The following is a 15,750-nucleotide window of genomic DNA, read 5'->3' on the forward strand; positions in this document are numbered from 1 at the left end:
TCATTGCTGCATTGAGACCTGGCAAAAGTCAACCTATCGTCATTGCACCTGGCCAAACTGGCCGGATCGCAGGGAGGAGAGCAAATGGCGATGGTTCCAACGAAGCGAGATTACAGTCTCCTTGGGCGCGATGCCCAGGCGGCTGTCGCCAATGGCCTCTCGGCTGCCGAGTGGTATCACACGGAAATCCCGCGCAAGCAGATGAAGGAGCTGATGAAGCGCGAAGACGGGCCCGCCATTCGCGATACCGCGGTCTGGCTCGGTTGCCTCTTTCTTTTCGGCGGGCTCGGCGTCACTTTCTGGGGCACCTGGTGGGCCGTTCCGTTCTTTCTCGCCTACGGCGTTCTCTACGGTTCGGCCTCCGACAGCCGCTGGCACGAATGCGGGCATGGCACCGCGTTCAAGACGATGTGGATGAACAACGCCGTCTACCAGATCGCCTGCTTCATGATCATGCGCAATCCCGTAACCTGGCGCTGGAGCCACACGCGCCACCACACGGACACGGTCATCGTCGGCCGCGATCCTGAAATCGCCGTCATGCGGCCGCCGGATCTCCTGCGCCTCGTCCTGAACTTCTTTGGCATTCTAGATATCTGGCACGCGGTGGTCGACATGGTTCGCAACACGCTTGGCATCATCAGTGCCGAGGAGGCGACATTCATCCCGGAAATGGAACAGCCGAAGGCGATCCTCGTTGGTCGCATCTGGTTTGCCATCTATGCCGCAACCATCGCGCTCTCGCTCTACCTCGGTTCGATCCTGCCGCTGATGCTGATCGGCCTGCCGCGTCTCTACGGTGCCTGGCACCATGTGCTGACCGGGCTGCTGCAGCATGGCGGTCTTGCCGACAATGTGACCGATCATCGGCTGAACAGTCGCACGGTCTACATGAACCCGGTGAGCCGCTTCGTCTATTGGAACATGAACTACCATGTGGAGCACCACATGTTCCCGATGGTGCCCTATCACGCGCTTCCGAAGCTTCACGCCATGATCAAGCACGATCTGCCGGAGCCGAACCCGTCGATGCTGCATGGCTACCGCGAGATGATCCCAGCCTTCCTGCGGCAATTGCGCAACGAGGACTACTTCTTGAAGCGTGAGCTGCCGGCGACTGCGAAGCCCTATCGGGAAGAGTTTCACAGCGACGCGATCGTGCACGCAGCGGAATAACCAACGAACTTAGCAAATGGGAGGAAGTCATGAGCGGAAACTGGGTTGAAGTCTGCGCGGCCGACGAAATCGACGAGGAAGACGTCATCCGCTTCGATCACGAAGGGCGCACCTTCGCGGTCTACCGCAGCCCGGATGACGAGTACTTCGCAACCGACGGGCTTTGCACGCACGAGCACATTCATCTGGCGGACGGTCTCGTGATGGACGACATCATCGAATGTCCGAAGCACAACGGTCGCTTCAACTACAAGACCGGCCAGGCCAAGGGTGCCCCGGTCTGCGTCAACCTGAAGACCTATCCGGTGAAGGTCGAGGCAGGAAGCGTGTTCATCGCGATCGCTTGATGGCGACTTCAACGGGAATAGTTCGGCGGGAGCGGGCAGGGAGGTTGAAATGGGTGGAGTAGTCATCATTGGTGCCGGCGAATGCGGCGCAAGAGCCGCCTTTGCCCTGAGGGAGAAGGGCTACGACGGCTCGATCACGTTGATCGGCGCCGAGCCACATCTTCCCTATGAGCGGCCACCGCTTTCGAAGGACGGTCTCAAGGAACAGGTTGAGCCTAAATACGTCGCCTGTGCCGAGCGCTATGGGGCCTCTGGTATTGAGGTGCTGACCGACAGCCCGGTCAAGGCCATTGACCGCGTCGCCAAGCGCGTCGAACTCATCGACGGCGGCAGCATTTCCTATGATCGGCTCTTGCTGACGACCGGCGCCCGCGCACGAACGATACCTGGAACCGTTGATGGATCTCGGCGCATTCGCACCCTCAGAACGCATGTTGATGCCGCCGAGATTCGCCGCGAACTTGTGCCCGGGCGGAGGCTTGCCATCATCGGCGGCGGATTTATTGGGCTGGAGCTCGCGGCAACGGCGCGCGGCCTTGGTACCGACGTCGTCCTGATCGAAGGGCTGCCACGCATCCTTTCACGCGGCGTTCCGGCCGAGATCGCGACTGTCGTGGCAGAGCGGCACCGAACGGAAGGCGTCGATGTAAGGTGCGACACGAAAATCGATCGCATTGATGCCGACGAGAACGGCGTGCAGATCCTGCTTGCGAATGGACAATCGGTCGATGCTGATTTCCTGGTCGTTGGCATCGGTGCAGCGCCGAACACGGAGCTGGCAGAAGCCGCGGGCCTTCGGGTGAATAATGGCATTGCCGTTGACGCGACCCTCAGGACTTCAGATCCCGACATCTTCGCGGCCGGCGATTGCTGCTCCTATCCGCTCTGTCACTATGGCGACCGCCGGGTGCGTCTCGAGGCCTGGCGAAATGCACAGGACCAGGGAGCGCTTGTCGCCAGCAATCTTCTGGGTGCGAACGAAACGATAACCAGCGTGCCCTGGTTCTGGTCCGACCAATATGACCTGACATTGCAGATTGCCGGACTTGCAGACGGCGCGACCGTAGCCGTGCGCCGCGATCTTGCAGACGGCGCTTTCATTCTCTTCCATCTCGACGACACCGGCCGCCTGCTTGCTGCTTCGGGCATCGGCAAAGGCAATGTGGTCGCGCGCGATATTCGGCTGGCGGAAATGCTGATCGCGGCCGGAAAGCGGCCCGATCCTCGGGCGCTCGTTTCGCCGGAAACCAAACTCAAGGCCCTGCTTGCCGCCTAGAGGGGGGGCTTTCGCGACCCCCTAATTTTCATTGATATCGGAGACTTCTCATGAAAAGCCGCCGTCCGACTGTTGCCGACCTCCTTTCGATGAAGGGCAAGCGCCAGCTCACCATGTTGCGTGTGGAAACGCTTGACGAGGCGCAAGCGGCTGAAGCCGCCGGCATCGACCTCGTCTCCGTGCCGCCGGCACTTCTGGGGCCGCAGTTTCGCGAAGCGGCGCCGACCTGTTTTGCGTTTCCGGGTCTGGAATACGGCGACTACGTTTCGGCGGAAGAATATATCCGGGCGGCGTTCAAGGCGCTGAAGGCCGGGGGCGATGCAGTCTACTGTGCCGCGGGTCTTTCGACCGTTCGGCGTATGCGGGAAGAGGGCATTCCGGTTTGCGGCCATGTCGGGCTCATCCCCTCCAAGGCCACCTGGACCGGTGGGTTCCGTGCAGTCGGCAAGACGGCGGCAAGTGCGCTCGAGATCTGGCGGCAGGTCAAAGCGCTTGAAGAAGCTGGCGCCTTTGCTGTCGAAATCGAGGTCGTGCCTGGCGACGTCGCATCGGCAATCAGCGCGCGAACTTCGATGCTGATGTTGTCGATGGGAGYGGGTTCAGGCTGCGACGCTCAATATCTCTTCGCCAGTGACGTGCTCGGCAGCAACCGTGGCCATGTGCCGCGCCACGCCAAGACCTATCGCAACTTCGCCACCGAATATGATCGCCTCCAGCGTGAGCGGATCGGGGCGTTTGCCGAGTTCGCCGAGGATGTTCGGTCCGGCGCGTATCCGGAGCAGCGGCGTCTCGTGGGCATCGATCGGGCGGAGCTCAAAGCGTTTCTGACCGAGCTGGAGCGCAATTAGCGCCGGACGCGCTTGCGTCGGGGAGGGTGGTTGGTATAGTCCGCTGAAAATTTAACTTCCCTCTCCAAGCGGATTTCGATTTGAGCGCCTTTCTCGAGGACAGCCTCACCTTTGTTGCCTTCCTGGCCGTAATCTACGCGGCAACCGTGCTGGTCTATTTCATTCTTGGCTATGGCATCACATGGCTCAACGAACGCAACCCCGAGCGCCGCATCCAGAAGGGGCGTCGCGGCGAGAAGCGCAAGGCCGTCGAGATCCGCCAGAGCATGGCCTCGATCCTTGTAACCTGCACGTCCGTCGCGATCGGCCTATTCGCCCAGCATCAGGGTTGGACCTTATTTTCGCCCTGGGATTTTAGCTGGTGGACGGCAGTGCCGCTCTTCCTGCTCTGCATGGTGCTCTTCGACGCCTGGTTCTATTTCGCTCACCGGCTTCTGCACACCAAGGCTTTCTACAAGTTTCATCTGCTGCATCACCGCAGCGTTGCGCCGACCGTGTGGAGCAATGATTCGATCGGGCTTGTGGATACGGCCTTGTCGCAGGGCTATTATGCCGTCATCACCTTCCTCGTGCCGTTCCCGCCGATCATTCTTCTGGCGCACCGTCTGTTCGATCAGATCAACGGCACCTTTGGGCACGCGGGCTTTGAATATTTCGCCTCGCGCACCGCTCGCTATCCCTGGCCGATGCTTTGCACGACCTATCACGACCAGCACCACGCCGAGTTCAAATACAACTATGCGAACTATTTTTCGTTCTGGGATCGTGTGATGGGGACGGTCGCGCCGAACTATGACCGGCGTGTGGAGGCGCTTGAAGGTGAGGCGCCGGCGCTCAATTTACGTAAGGCGTCCAACGTTACGGGAGCGGCTGAGACCTCTGCTGCCGACTGAGGCGAGGCTTGCGTTCCAATCCATTTTTCTGCGATGGCAATGGCTCGATTGAGAATTGGTTTCCCGCCAGGCGGTGATGGATTGGAGCAGATGGTCGAGCCATCGCAGAATGAAATAGAGGTCGCATTGCAGCGTGGCCCCGCCCATTACGCGGATCGACCGATTATGCTTTCAGTCTGCGATCCCGACAACCGCCTTGGTCGCCGGCCACAGCTTGCCTTCAAGCGTCGTGAAAGAACCCCTGACACGGTCTTCCGTTCCTTCCTGCTCGATCGGCGAGGGCGAGGACGTTTCTACGGTTGGACGCCGGTGCAGCTTGAGGCAGTGGCCTTGGTGCCCGACGTCGCGACTGCAAGCGATTCAGCAAATACTGAACCGCAGATCACGATCCGCCGTCTGTCCGTCGCCGAGGCGGCACTCTTGATCGCATTGCGGCGGGCCATGGCATTCCTGCAGATCGTCAGACTGTTCCTCGCAGGCAACCGAAAGGGAGCCGAATTTCGGTTCGTTCGGCAATGCGACGCCCTTTCCGCCCCCGACTATAGTGATTGGGTCGAAGCCCAAGCGTTAGCGGAAGTAAGCGAGGCAGGAGATGATGCGTACACGTGGCCGCGAAGGCCGCGGATCCTCGTCTCGATCGAAGGCACCGATGCGCCCGCGGTTGCGCAGACCAGGCAGTCACTCGAAAGCCAGACGTGGCGCGACTTCCAGGAAACGTCTCCGGCAGAGATCGAACAGTTGCTGGAGCGAGGTGAGGCGAGCGCCGACCTCTTATGGCTACGGCTTCCGGCAGGAATGCGCGTCGCCCCAAAAGCCCTGGAGCGATTGGCGCGTCCATTTGCATTCTCTAGGGATGTCGCGGTCGTCTACTGCGACGAAGATCAGATCGACGCCCGCGGCGCGCGTAGTGACCCCTTCTTCAAGCCAGCCTGGAATGAACCACTCGCCCGCTCGGGATGGCTTCCGCTGGAAGGCGCCCTTCTTCGCCTGGCCTGCATCCCAGATGGCGTTTCGCTGCAACGCGCATCCGCAGCCGAAATTGTCCTCGCGATGGAGCAGGTGTCGTCCGGAACGATCATGCACCTGCCGAGAGTGCTGCTGCATCGGGGACCATCTTGCCGTCGGACCGGCCGTCACGACACCATCATTCAGCCCAAACGCGAGCGCCCGGCGGTCAGCGTCATCATTCCGACGCGCGACAGGGCCGATTTGCTGGAGGCCTGTCTGAAAGGTCTCTTCGAGAACACGGCACCGGCGGATCTTGACGTCATCGTCATCGACAATGATAGCGCCGAACAAGCCACGCTGGCCTTGTTCTCTCTGTATGAGCAGTCGGGACGCATCCGTCGGATACCTCTTGCCGGAGCGTTCAATTTTTCCCGCGCCTGCAATGTCGGCGTCGATGCCGCCCGACATGACCTCATTCTCTTGTTAAACAATGATGTTGAACCGATTGATTGCCATTGGCTCGAGTGCCTGGCAGGCGAGTTCGATGATCCGACGGTCGGCGCCGCAGGAAATTTGCTGCTGTTTCCCGACGGCTTCGTTCAGCATGGCGGCGTGACGCTCGGTGCGGGGACAGTCGCGCGACACAGCTTCCACTTTCTTGACCCGAAGGGGCAGGGCGACAAAGGTCTTCTCCGTCACCGTCGCGACATCTCGGCGGTGACAGCAGCCTGCCTGCTGACACGCAAGGACCTGTGGCAGCGTCTTGGTGGCATGGACGATCAGAATCTGACAGTTGCGTTCAACGATGTGGACTATTGCCTCAAGGTTCGGGAAGCGGGCTTGCGTATTGTTTGGACGCCGGAGGCGGCGATGTTGCATAGAGAGAGCGTCTCGCGTGGTGCTGACAATACGCCTGAAAAACTTCAGCGCTTCGCGCGCGAGGAGCGAGCTATGCATCAGCGCTGGAGCGACACGTTGAAAGCCGATCCATATTACAATCCGAACCTCTCGTTGATTGCCGAAGAATTTATTCTCGAAGCACATCCGCGAGATATTACTGTGAGGTCGAGCGCTTGAACCGCTTGCGTGAACGGTTGGCCCGCTGGATGGAGCGGCGGCTGCCTCAGCCACGGCTGCGGGAGGAGGCAACCGGTCGTCCGAGGCGGCCGGTGAAGCGGATCATTGTATTCGGACGGATACCAAACCCGACCTTCGACTATTATCTCGCGGCTCGCCTAGAGGCGCCGGACATGCCACCGTATGAGGTCGCAGATATTCGCGGTCGAGATATGTCGGCACTGAACGCCTACGGGGCCTTCGTAATCCTTTGCCGCTATGCGTCTCCCTCGGTGTTGCGCTGGATCGAGAGCAATGCAATGCACCTCTCCGGCGTGGGACTGTTCCTCGATGACGACATCCCCGCGGTTGTGACAGGCAAGGACGCGGATTTTTTCTACCGGCTGTTCCTTTGGTATCGCGCCCTTTGGCCGCTTCGCCGCCTCAACCGGCATCTGGATTTCGTCTGGGCCTCGACACCGCACCTGGCATCCCGACTGGCGGGGGCGAAGGCCATGGTGTTGCCGCCAGCACCTCCGAAGGCGTTTTGGCAAGCGGGCGAATATGATGATAATCGGGTTCCTCGGCCAACGCGGGATGTCTTGATCGGCTACCACGCGACGGGGGTTCATCTCGAAGAGCATCGATTCCTTCGGTCAATCGTAGTGGATGTGCTGCGCGAACGGCCGCAGGCTCGGTTCGAAGTCTTTGCCGACCGGCGTGCCAAGGCAATTTGGCAGGGCCTGGAGCGGGTGACGATCTGCGAACCCATGCCCTGGACGGAGTACCTAGCCGACGCGAAGGCCCGGCGCATCGATATCATGCTCGTCCCGCTCGCTCCGTCGCATGTGAACGACAGCCGCGCGCCGACGAAGCGCATTGACGTGGCGCGATACAGAGCGGCGGGAGTGTTTTCGGAGGGAGTTGCATATGGCTCGTCGCGAGATTCTGAGGAATTGCGAATTCCCTACGCTGCCGATGCCTGGCGCGAGGTCATCCTACAACTTGTTGATGACGACGAAATACGTCGCAGGGTTGCAGGCGCGTTGCGCCATACAGTATTGCAAATGACCACGGCAGCGGATACGGGTCTTGATGTTCTTGAAGGGCGGCAAGTGTAGGTTCGTTGTCGCCCGTTTGGCTGGGTTTAGAAGCCCGGGCCCTTTTACCTAAGGTATTTGTAATGGCTTCCAAGGTTGTGTTACTTCGTCCCAAACGATATGGCGATGATCGCGGATGGTTCACTGAAGTTTACAATGAGAAGGCTTTTGCCGGCTACGGTATCGACGATAGGTTCGTTCAGGACAACCATTCGCTTTCGGTTCCGGCCGGGACTTTGAGGGGCCTGCACTTTCAGATGCCACCCTTTGGGCAGGCCAAGCTTGTGCGCTGCATCCGTGGGCGGATATTCGATGTTGCCGTGGATATCCGCCGGAATTCGCCGACCTTCGGGCGGTGGGTCGGCGCCGAACTATCCGCAGAGAATGGTCATCAGCTTTATGTTCCAGTGGGCTTTGCTCATGGATTTGTCACATTGGAGCCTTCTACGGAAGTTACATACAAAGTCTCCAATCTGTACTCGGCGCAGAACGACGGGGGCATTCTATGGAACGACCCGGCGATCCGTGTCGAGTGGCCCCTGCCGCACGGGGTTAATCCAATTCTGAGTCAGAAAGATGGGCAGCAGCCGTTGCTCAGGGACTTCGATAGCCCGTTCGTCTATGACGGAACTCCGCTCGAATTGGTCCACGTGTAATTTTAGAGGAATCGATCATGCGTATATTCGTCACCGGCGGCGCTGGCTTCATTGGATCGGCCTTAGTTCGGCACCTCATCGACAACACGGAACATGAAGTTCTGAACTTCGACAAGCTGACTTATGCCGGTACCCTGACTTCTCTGTCATCCGTTGCCGCTTCGCCGAGATATAGCTTCAAGCAGGGCGACATCTGCGACGAGCGAGCTGTGGCGGACGCCATCAGCGACTTTCAACCCGATGTAATTACGCACTTGGCAGCCGAATCGCACGTCGACCGATCGATCGATGGTCCTGGCGCGTTTATTCAAACGAACATTGTCGGCACGTACACGATGCTTGCCGCGGCCCTCGACTATTGGCGAAAGCTCGGGCAGGAACGCACGCCGCAGTTCCGCTTCCACCATATCTCGACTGATGAGGTATTCGGGTCGCTCGGTGAGACCGGCTACTTCACCGAAACGACGCACTATGATCCCCGTTCGCCCTATTCTGCCTCCAAGGCTGGTTCGGACCATCTCGTTTCCGCTTGGGGGCATACCTTCGGCCTGCCGGTACTCATTACCAACTGCTCGAACAACTACGGCCCTTATCACTTCCCGGAAAAACTCATCCCGCTGATGATCGTAAAGGCTCTCGCCGGCGAACCGCTTCCCGTTTACGGAAATGGCTCTAATGTGCGTGACTGGCTATATGTAGAGGATCATGTTCGCGCGCTGCAATACGTGTTCGAGAAGGGGGTCCCAGGCCAGACGTACAATATCGGCGGCAATTCGGAACGGCGAAACATCGATGTGGTGACGACCGTCTGCGAAATTTTGAATCGTTTGCAGCCGCGCGCAGATGGGCGCACTTACGGTGAGCAAATCACCTACGTCGCTGATAGGCCCGGACACGACCAACGCTATGCGATTGACGCGAGCAAGATCGGTGCCGATCTTGGTTGGCGGCCGATCGAGAGCTTTGAAAGCGGGATCGAGAAGACCGTGGCCTGGTACCTGGGTAACCGCAATTGGTGGGAGGAAATTATTCATCGCAGCCAAGCTGCCACGCGTCGAGGGTTGGGCGCATGACCAAGCGACGGATACTCATCACCGGAGGCACTGGGCAGGTTGGGACTGAATTGCTTCGTTGTAGCTGGCCCGAAGATGTCGAATTGGTTGCACCGACGCGGAGCGAACTGGATCTCCGCGATTGCGAAAACGTTGAACGATATGTTTCGTCGGGGGATTTTGCCGCGGTTGTAAATTCCGGCGCCTATACGGCGGTCGACCGGGCCGAATCGGAAATACTCGCGGCGTGGAAAGTAAACGCGTTAGGACCTGCAGCGCTGGCATCTGCAACCAGAGATTGCGGAATTCCTTTGCTTCAGCTCTCCACCGATTACGTCTTTGATGGATTGAAGGAGGGACTTTACCTGGAAGATGACCCCATCGCGCCGGTCGGTGTATATGGAGCCTCTAAAGAGGCGGCCGAACAGGCGGTGCGGAGCGGAAACCCTCGCCATATTATCCTCCGGACGGCTTGGGTCATTAGTGCTCATGGCAATAACTTCGTGAAGACGATGCTGAGGCTCGGGCGTGAAAAACCTGTGATACGGGTTGTTAACGATCAACGAGGTTGTCCTACTTCGGCGTCGGATATCGCCGGGACACTGGCCGCAATTACTCTTCGTTGTCTAAAGGAAAGCGACGGTTTCCCGACCGGGACCTATCATTTCGTCAATGGCGGTGACGCAACTTGGTACGATCTGGCATGTGAAGTTTTTAAGGAGCTCAAAAACGCAGGATATCAAGTGCCGACGCTGGAACCAATTGCTACAAACGAATATCCAACTCCAGCCAGGCGCCCGCCGAACTCCCGTCTCTCGACCGAGAAATTGAAACGTGATTTTGGCATCGAGCCTCGCGAATGGGCATCTGCGCTGCGCCCCGTGCTAACGGATCTCCTCAGTGCCAAATAGGCCGCGCCACCGCCCCCGGAAAGTCCGAACCTACCTCATTGTTTCGGGTACAAATAAACTTTCGGTGATGCGGGTTGGGGCGCCGTATCAAACGACAATCCAGGGAGTAGATCTTCAATGAAAGGCATCATTCTCGCCGGCGGCTCCGGTACGCGCCTTCACCCGGCAACGCTAGCGATCAACAAACAACTGATCCCTGTCTACGATAAGCCGATGATATACTATCCTCTTTCTGTCTTGATGCAGGCAGGCATTCGAGAGATATTGATCATTTCATCGCCGGAGCACTTGGGTAGTTACGAGAGGCTGTTTGGAGGGGGTGAAGAGCTGGGACTGCAAATACGTTATGCTGTCCAGCCTAAGCCTGAGGGCCTCGCTCAAGCGTTCACTATTGGGGAGGCGTTCATCGGACAGGACAACGTTGCTCTTGTACTAGGTGACAACATATTTTTTGGAGCGGGCCTAAGCGAGCTTTTGGAAAAAGCAGCGCATCGCAGAAAGGGTGCGACAGTATTTGCCTATGAGGTCGACGATCCCGAGCGTTACGGTGTTGTCGAACTCGCTGCGGATGGGCATGCTATCAGTATTGAAGAGAAGCCAGAAAGACCGAAGTCCCGATTTGCAGTGACCGGGCTATATTTTTATGACAACAGGGTCGTTGAGTATGCCAAGACATTGAGGCCATCGAAGCGCGGGGAATACGAAATTACCGACCTAAACCGGGTATATATGGAGCATGGTGCGCTCTTTGTTGAGCGGATGTCGCGAGGCTACGCTTGGTTAGACACCGGTACCCACGACAGCTTGTTAGAGGCATCTGAGTTCGTTCGTGTTATCCAGCATCGGCAAGGGACAAATATCGCGTGCATCGAGGAAATCGCATATATGAACGGCTATATTTCACGCGACCAACTTATTGCGTATGGTAACCGGTACGGGAAGACTGCCTATGGGAAATATCTACTAAAACTCGTCAACGACTGAACGGATCGCGCATTGGTTGGCACATCGCGTCGGTTGAGCAAGGCTACGGAAAATCGGTAGTCGATTTCGACGCTCGCAATGGTAAAGCCGAAGGTTTCTCCGCCGAGCTTCGGTAGCGCCGCCCAAAATGACGACGGGTCTAGCTTTGCGAGCGAAGTAATTGAGGTGATCACTACATTATGAAGCTGCACTTGGTGAATTTTCGCAGGCAACTCTCCGTTGTTAGGTCGTCCCCCCTTTTGGATGATAGTTGGTATAAGCATGAGTACCCGGATGTCGCGAACGCATCGATGGATAGTGGTGAACACTATTTGAGACATGGTTCCGCGGAGGGCAGAAATCCAGGGCCGCAATTTGATACATCCTACTATCTGCAGAACAATCCAGATGTTGCTGCTTCGGGTATGAATCCGCTTGTTCACTATACATTGTTCGGCTCGCGCGAAGGTAGGCAGACGCTTGGATTCCGTCTTGATCCTGATTTCTATTGTGCGTTGTACCCTGAGGTTTCTCGGAGTGGATTGAACCCTTGGGACCATTATCGCAAGATAGGAAAGAAACGCGGTTACTATACGTCGTTCGACGAAGGTTGGTACTTGGAGGAATACCCTGAGCTTGCTTCCTTCAACGGTTCGCTCAAGCAACATTATTTGTCTCACGGTCAATTTGAAGGGCGTATTCCTGCATTCGATAGCGCTTGGTATTTAGACGAGTATCCGCAGGTGCGGTCGGCTTGTTCCGACCCGATGGAGCACTATCGAACGGTTGGGAAAACACTTGGATTCCACGCTGGTTTTGACCGCAATTTCTATTTACTACTTTATCGCGATATTTCCGCGTCCGGGCTCGATGCTTACGAGCATTACACCGGCCACGGGCGGCATGAAGGTCGTGTCCCAGCATTCAATAGACATTGGTATACCTGTTTCTATAAGGACGTGGCTGACCGTCAACTTGATCCGCATGCCCACTACACAAGCCGAGGGCGCTGGGAAGGGCGACCGCTCTCCTTCTCGGACAGAATGAATATCACGAAGTGGGGATTCCCGAACACCCACTTTGGCGCGGCCGCAACAACCAGTGTAGAATGGAAAGTCCCAGAACCGCACCCGGATTTTTCGCCTATGGTGTCGGTGATTGTCCCAAATTTCAATCATGCCCCGTTCCTGCGCGAGAGGCTTGAGTCGATCTACTCGCAAACATATGAGAATTTCGAGGTCATACTTTTGGACGACGCATCGACGGATGGTAGTGTCGCGGTGCTGGCGGAATACGCTGAAAAGTACTCCGAAAAAACGCGACTAGTCTGCAATGTCGCGAATTCAGGTGGAGTCTTTAATCAGTGGAAGCGAGGCTTGGAACTTGCTAGTGGCGAAATAATTTGGATCGCGGAGAGCGACGACTACTGCGATAAAAACCTGTTGCGTGAACTCGTTCGGTTTTTTCGGAACAACGCTGTAATGGTCGCGTTTTGCCGTACAGATTTTGTTGCGGGGAATTCTGGAAGTAGAACCTGGACATCAGAAGAGTATTGGGCCGAGATAGGTTTCAATAGTGGGGCGGCGCCGTTTGTTATGCCATCTCACAAATTGGTGGAAACGGCGTGGGGAGCAAGGAATATTGCTCCAAATGTGAGCGCAGTTCTGTTTCGTAACCCAGGCGATCTCAGTATTCTAGACGACCCCGAGTGGCGCGGTCTCAGAATGTGCGGCGATTGGATCTTCTATCTCTCGCTTATACGAGGTGGATTGGTCGGGTATAGTCCCGTTGTCACAAATTACTACCGCCAACATCCGCAAAATACATCGATCTCCACCCATGATAAAGATATTTATTATGAGGAACATGAAGTCGTCGCTCGGTATCTTAGTAGAACGTACGCTGTCGGGGAGAAGGTTCTTCGGGCGCACGAAGAGGTCCTGTATAGACACTGGTGCATGAAGCGGGGACATAATTCGCGGGCCGAGTTTGAGAGACTGTTTAGCCTGAAAAAAGTAATCCAGGAGGGGAAGTTTAGGCGAAGAAACATTGCAGTTGCGACTTATGCACTTGTGACTGGTGGTGGCGAGGCGTTCCCGATCTTGCTCGCAAACCTGCTACAAGAGCGAGGGTTCGCAGTAACTTTGCTAAACTTCCAGTCCGAAGTAACCAACGTGGGCGTCCGCAAAACTCTCAGTCCGTCGATACCTATAGTGGAACCACAAAACAGCGCGGAATGCGGCGCTATACTGAAATCTCTCGGAGTAGAGTTAGTTCATTCTCATCATGGGTGGGTTGATATTACACTTGCGATTGCGCTTGAGAACTTTCCTAGTATTCGACAAGTCGTGACTACCCACGGCTTTTATGAAATTATGGCGCCTGAGACCGTGAGGCGCTATGAGAGTGATTTGAAGCGTATTGACGCCTTCGTTTACATCGCAGATAAGAACTTGCCGCCATTTTCGGAGGAGTTTCGGAAGAATAACGTATTCCGAAAGATCACGAATACAATAGCAATGAGACCTCTATCTAAACTGAGCCGTGAAGAGCTTGGATTTGATGAAGGCGACTTTCTGTTATGCCTCGCCTCCAGAGCCGTTGCAGAGAAGGGGTGGTCCGAAGCCATTGAGGCAACGAAAATTGCAAACGAGCGATCAAAGCGTAGGATTGGACTCATTCTGATAGGTGATGGCCCTGAGTTTGAGCGGCTTAACCAAGAAGCGCTTCCAACTAACGTGAGATTGCTTGGCTTTCGCGATAACGTGCGAGATTACTTTGCTTTATGCAATGCAGGCCTCATTGCTTCTCGGTTCCGAGGTGAGAGTTGTCCTCTTGTACTCATAGAGTGCTTGAGTGTGGGACGCCCGGTAATCTCGACCGAGATCGGAGAGGTACGGGAGATGCTGTCGACAGAAGGCGGGCTCGCTGGGATAATTGAAGAGCTTGATAATTGGTCAATCAATGTAACTTCACTGTCGGACAAAATTCACACTTTGGCGAACGATGCTCAGTTGTATGAGGAAGTTACGCAGAATGTGTCGGCCGCTGCCCGTAAGTTTGATCAAGATTTGGTGGTCAATCAATATATAGGTGTCTATGATAGTGTATTCCAGAGCGGTAGGCGAAAATCGCGGCAGACTAGACTATCGGTAGTGCTTGTTGCCTACAATATGGCACGGGAATTACCTCGGACTCTTTTAACTCTGAGCCCCACAAATCAAGAGTTGTCGAGYGATGACTATGAAGTCATTATAGTCGACAATGGTTCAAGCCAGGAATATGATGTTCAATCACTAAAAGATATTTGCCCTAACATTCGGTTAGTGCGCATGGAGCACCCTATGCCATCCCCGGTTGCCGCTTTGAATAGCGGCATTGAGATGGCGGAAGGAGCTATCGTCTGTGCCTTTATAGACGCGGCGAGAATGGGCTCTCCAAATTTGCTGAAAGCGGGCTTGGCTGCCTGCGAAATGCATGATCGAGCAGTCGTCGGAAGCCTATCTTTCCATCTCGGCCATGAGGCTCAAAATGCAAGTGTTTTCAAAGGGTATAATCAGACCGTTGAGGACGAACTGCTCGCTACCGTCAACTGGCGTCTAAATAGTTATGAGTTATTTCGTATCAGCAGTTTCGATCCGTCGTCCCGGTTTGGATTATATGAGTGCCCGGCTGAAACAAACGCACTGTTCCTGAGAAAAGAGCTGTGGAACGAGTACGGAGGGTTTGATCCTGCCTTTAAAGGCAGAGGTGGGGGGCTCGTGAATCTGGATATGTGGCGGAGATTGTGTGACGACGAGAGAAATTTGGTCGTCACCCTTTTGGGTGAAGGTACATTCCACCAGTTTCACGGCGGCGTAGCGACAAACGCGGTTTCTGACGTTTGGGAGGAGATGCACGCTGAGTATGTTGCGATCAGGGGTGTTCAGTTCAGCGTCCCGAGACGGAAACCATTCCTTTTTGGACGTGCTCATCGTTGGCTGTTGGAGTTCGAAGAGCGCGCGGGACGAAATTGACAACGCGTCAGTGAGAGTGGGGATTGTTGGCCGGCTTTGCATTCAGGGCGTGAACCCTTAGGTGATCCCTACGTCCGCAAACTACTCGTTGTCGGAGCTCATGCCGTGTTGCGCTTCAGTCGCACGGGAGGAACAGGGCCGAAGAAGTGGGCCGCCGAGTTGCTGGCTCGCAATCCGCACAACGTCGTGGCAGTCGCTCTAGCTAACAAAATGGCACGGGTCGCCTGGGCAATGATGATGTCCGGCGAACGCTATCGATCAATCCCTGTCTGATACAGGAAGCCTGAACTCTTGGAGATTGGTGAGGTGCAAATGGTGTGATGCGAACGGTCGAACCGGGATCTGGAAGCCCGCCACAAGGGGCAATGCGCTCCGAAGCGCGTTGGAGTGAATGGGACTGGATCTGCGGAATTCATCAGGGCCAGCGGCATTGAACGGCCGCAATCGAAAGGCCGTATACATGCCTGCACCCGACCAAGTCGCAGCCACACCAAAAGTCCTTGCCAAG

At 56.2% G+C, this 15,750-nt stretch carries 12 protein-coding genes and 1 pseudogene; all 13 read left to right on the forward strand.

Annotated elements, in window-relative coordinates; translation table 11 throughout:
* Positions 1 to 84 precede the first annotated feature (84 nt).
* Positions 85 to 1,176, forward strand: coding sequence for a fatty acid desaturase family protein (locus AB4Z53_RS21565; RefSeq protein WP_441597662.1), 1,092 nt, complete (start codon positions 85 to 87; stop codon positions 1,174 to 1,176).
* A gap of 29 nt (positions 1,177 to 1,205) precedes the next feature.
* Positions 1,206 to 1,523 (forward strand): MocE family 2Fe-2S type ferredoxin, encoded by a 318-nt coding sequence (locus tag AB4Z53_RS21570; RefSeq protein WP_173519892.1) that lies wholly within the window; start codon positions 1,206 to 1,208, stop codon positions 1,521 to 1,523.
* A gap of 49 nt (positions 1,524 to 1,572) precedes the next feature.
* Positions 1,573 to 2,799, forward strand: a complete 1,227-nt coding sequence (locus AB4Z53_RS21575; protein WP_441597663.1) for an NAD(P)/FAD-dependent oxidoreductase — start codon at positions 1,573 to 1,575, stop codon at positions 2,797 to 2,799.
* Between the two features lie 50 nt (positions 2,800 to 2,849).
* A complete protein-coding gene (locus AB4Z53_RS21580) occupies positions 2,850 to 3,647 on the forward strand; it encodes a 3-methyl-2-oxobutanoate hydroxymethyltransferase (protein WP_441597664.1) in 798 nt (265 codons plus the stop codon).
* 80 nt (positions 3,648 to 3,727) lie between these two features.
* The gene (locus tag AB4Z53_RS21585) at positions 3,728 to 4,540 is read left to right on the forward strand and encodes a sterol desaturase family protein (protein ID WP_441597665.1); all 813 of its coding nucleotides are present in this window, start codon (positions 3,728 to 3,730) and stop codon (positions 4,538 to 4,540) included.
* A gap of 90 nt (positions 4,541 to 4,630) precedes the next feature.
* Positions 4,631 to 6,565, forward strand: coding sequence for a glycosyltransferase family 2 protein (locus AB4Z53_RS21590; protein WP_441597690.1), 1,935 nt, complete (start codon positions 4,631 to 4,633; stop codon positions 6,563 to 6,565).
* Between the two features lie 92 nt (positions 6,566 to 6,657).
* Positions 6,658 to 7,665, forward strand: coding sequence for a hypothetical protein (locus tag AB4Z53_RS21595; protein WP_441597666.1), 1,008 nt, complete (start codon positions 6,658 to 6,660; stop codon positions 7,663 to 7,665).
* Between the two features lie 62 nt (positions 7,666 to 7,727).
* The gene (rfbC, locus tag AB4Z53_RS21600) at positions 7,728 to 8,300 is read left to right on the forward strand and encodes a dTDP-4-dehydrorhamnose 3,5-epimerase (RefSeq protein ID WP_441597667.1); all 573 of its coding nucleotides are present in this window, start codon (positions 7,728 to 7,730) and stop codon (positions 8,298 to 8,300) included.
* 17 nt (positions 8,301 to 8,317) lie between these two features.
* The gene (gene rfbB / locus AB4Z53_RS21605) at positions 8,318 to 9,373 is read left to right on the forward strand and encodes a dTDP-glucose 4,6-dehydratase (protein ID WP_441597668.1); all 1,056 of its coding nucleotides are present in this window, start codon (positions 8,318 to 8,320) and stop codon (positions 9,371 to 9,373) included.
* Positions 9,370 to 10,263: a dTDP-4-dehydrorhamnose reductase gene (gene rfbD, locus AB4Z53_RS21610; protein WP_441597669.1), complete on the forward strand. Its 894-nt coding sequence runs from the start codon at positions 9,370 to 9,372 to the stop codon at positions 10,261 to 10,263. The genes rfbB and rfbD overlap by 4 nt, the downstream gene beginning before the upstream one ends.
* A 117-nt stretch (positions 10,264 to 10,380) precedes the next feature.
* Entirely contained in the window at positions 10,381 to 11,247 is an 867-nt protein-coding gene (gene rfbA / locus AB4Z53_RS21615; protein WP_441597670.1) for a glucose-1-phosphate thymidylyltransferase RfbA, read from the forward strand.
* 290 nt (positions 11,248 to 11,537) lie between these two features.
* Complete coding sequence (locus AB4Z53_RS21620) at positions 11,538 to 15,242, forward strand: glycosyltransferase (protein ID WP_441597671.1); 3,705 nt, start codon at positions 11,538 to 11,540, stop codon at positions 15,240 to 15,242.
* Positions 15,243 to 15,302: 60 nt separating this feature from the next.
* A pseudogene (locus AB4Z53_RS21625) lies at positions 15,303 to 15,515 on the forward strand (IS110 family transposase); the annotation flags it as partial.
* Positions 15,516 to 15,750 lie beyond the last annotated feature (235 nt).

Source organism: Ensifer sp. 2TAB8 (assembly GCF_052115125.1).
In the GTDB taxonomy this organism is placed as follows: Bacteria; Pseudomonadota; Alphaproteobacteria; order Rhizobiales; family Rhizobiaceae; genus Ensifer.

Excerpts from the sequence above, each read along its gene's own strand:
- rfbB (WP_441597668.1), top strand. The coding sequence starts at position 8,318 with ATGCGTATATTCGTCACCGGCGGCGCTGGCTTCATTGGATCGGCCTTA.
- AB4Z53_RS21575 (WP_441597663.1), top strand. The coding sequence starts at position 1,573 with ATGGGTGGAGTAGTCATCATTGGTGCCGGCGAATGCGGCGCAAGAGCC.
- rfbA (WP_441597670.1), top strand. The coding sequence starts at position 10,381 with ATGAAAGGCATCATTCTCGCCGGCGGCTCCGGTACGCGCCTTCACCCG.
- AB4Z53_RS21565 (WP_441597662.1), top strand. The coding sequence starts at position 85 with ATGGCGATGGTTCCAACGAAGCGAGATTACAGTCTCCTTGGGCGCGAT.
- AB4Z53_RS21590 (WP_441597690.1), top strand. The coding sequence starts at position 4,631 with ATGGTCGAGCCATCGCAGAATGAAATAGAGGTCGCATTGCAGCGTGGC.
- rfbC (WP_441597667.1), top strand. The coding sequence starts at position 7,728 with ATGGCTTCCAAGGTTGTGTTACTTCGTCCCAAACGATATGGCGATGAT.
- rfbD (WP_441597669.1), top strand. The coding sequence starts at position 9,370 with ATGACCAAGCGACGGATACTCATCACCGGAGGCACTGGGCAGGTTGGG.
- AB4Z53_RS21570 (WP_173519892.1), top strand. The coding sequence starts at position 1,206 with ATGAGCGGAAACTGGGTTGAAGTCTGCGCGGCCGACGAAATCGACGAG.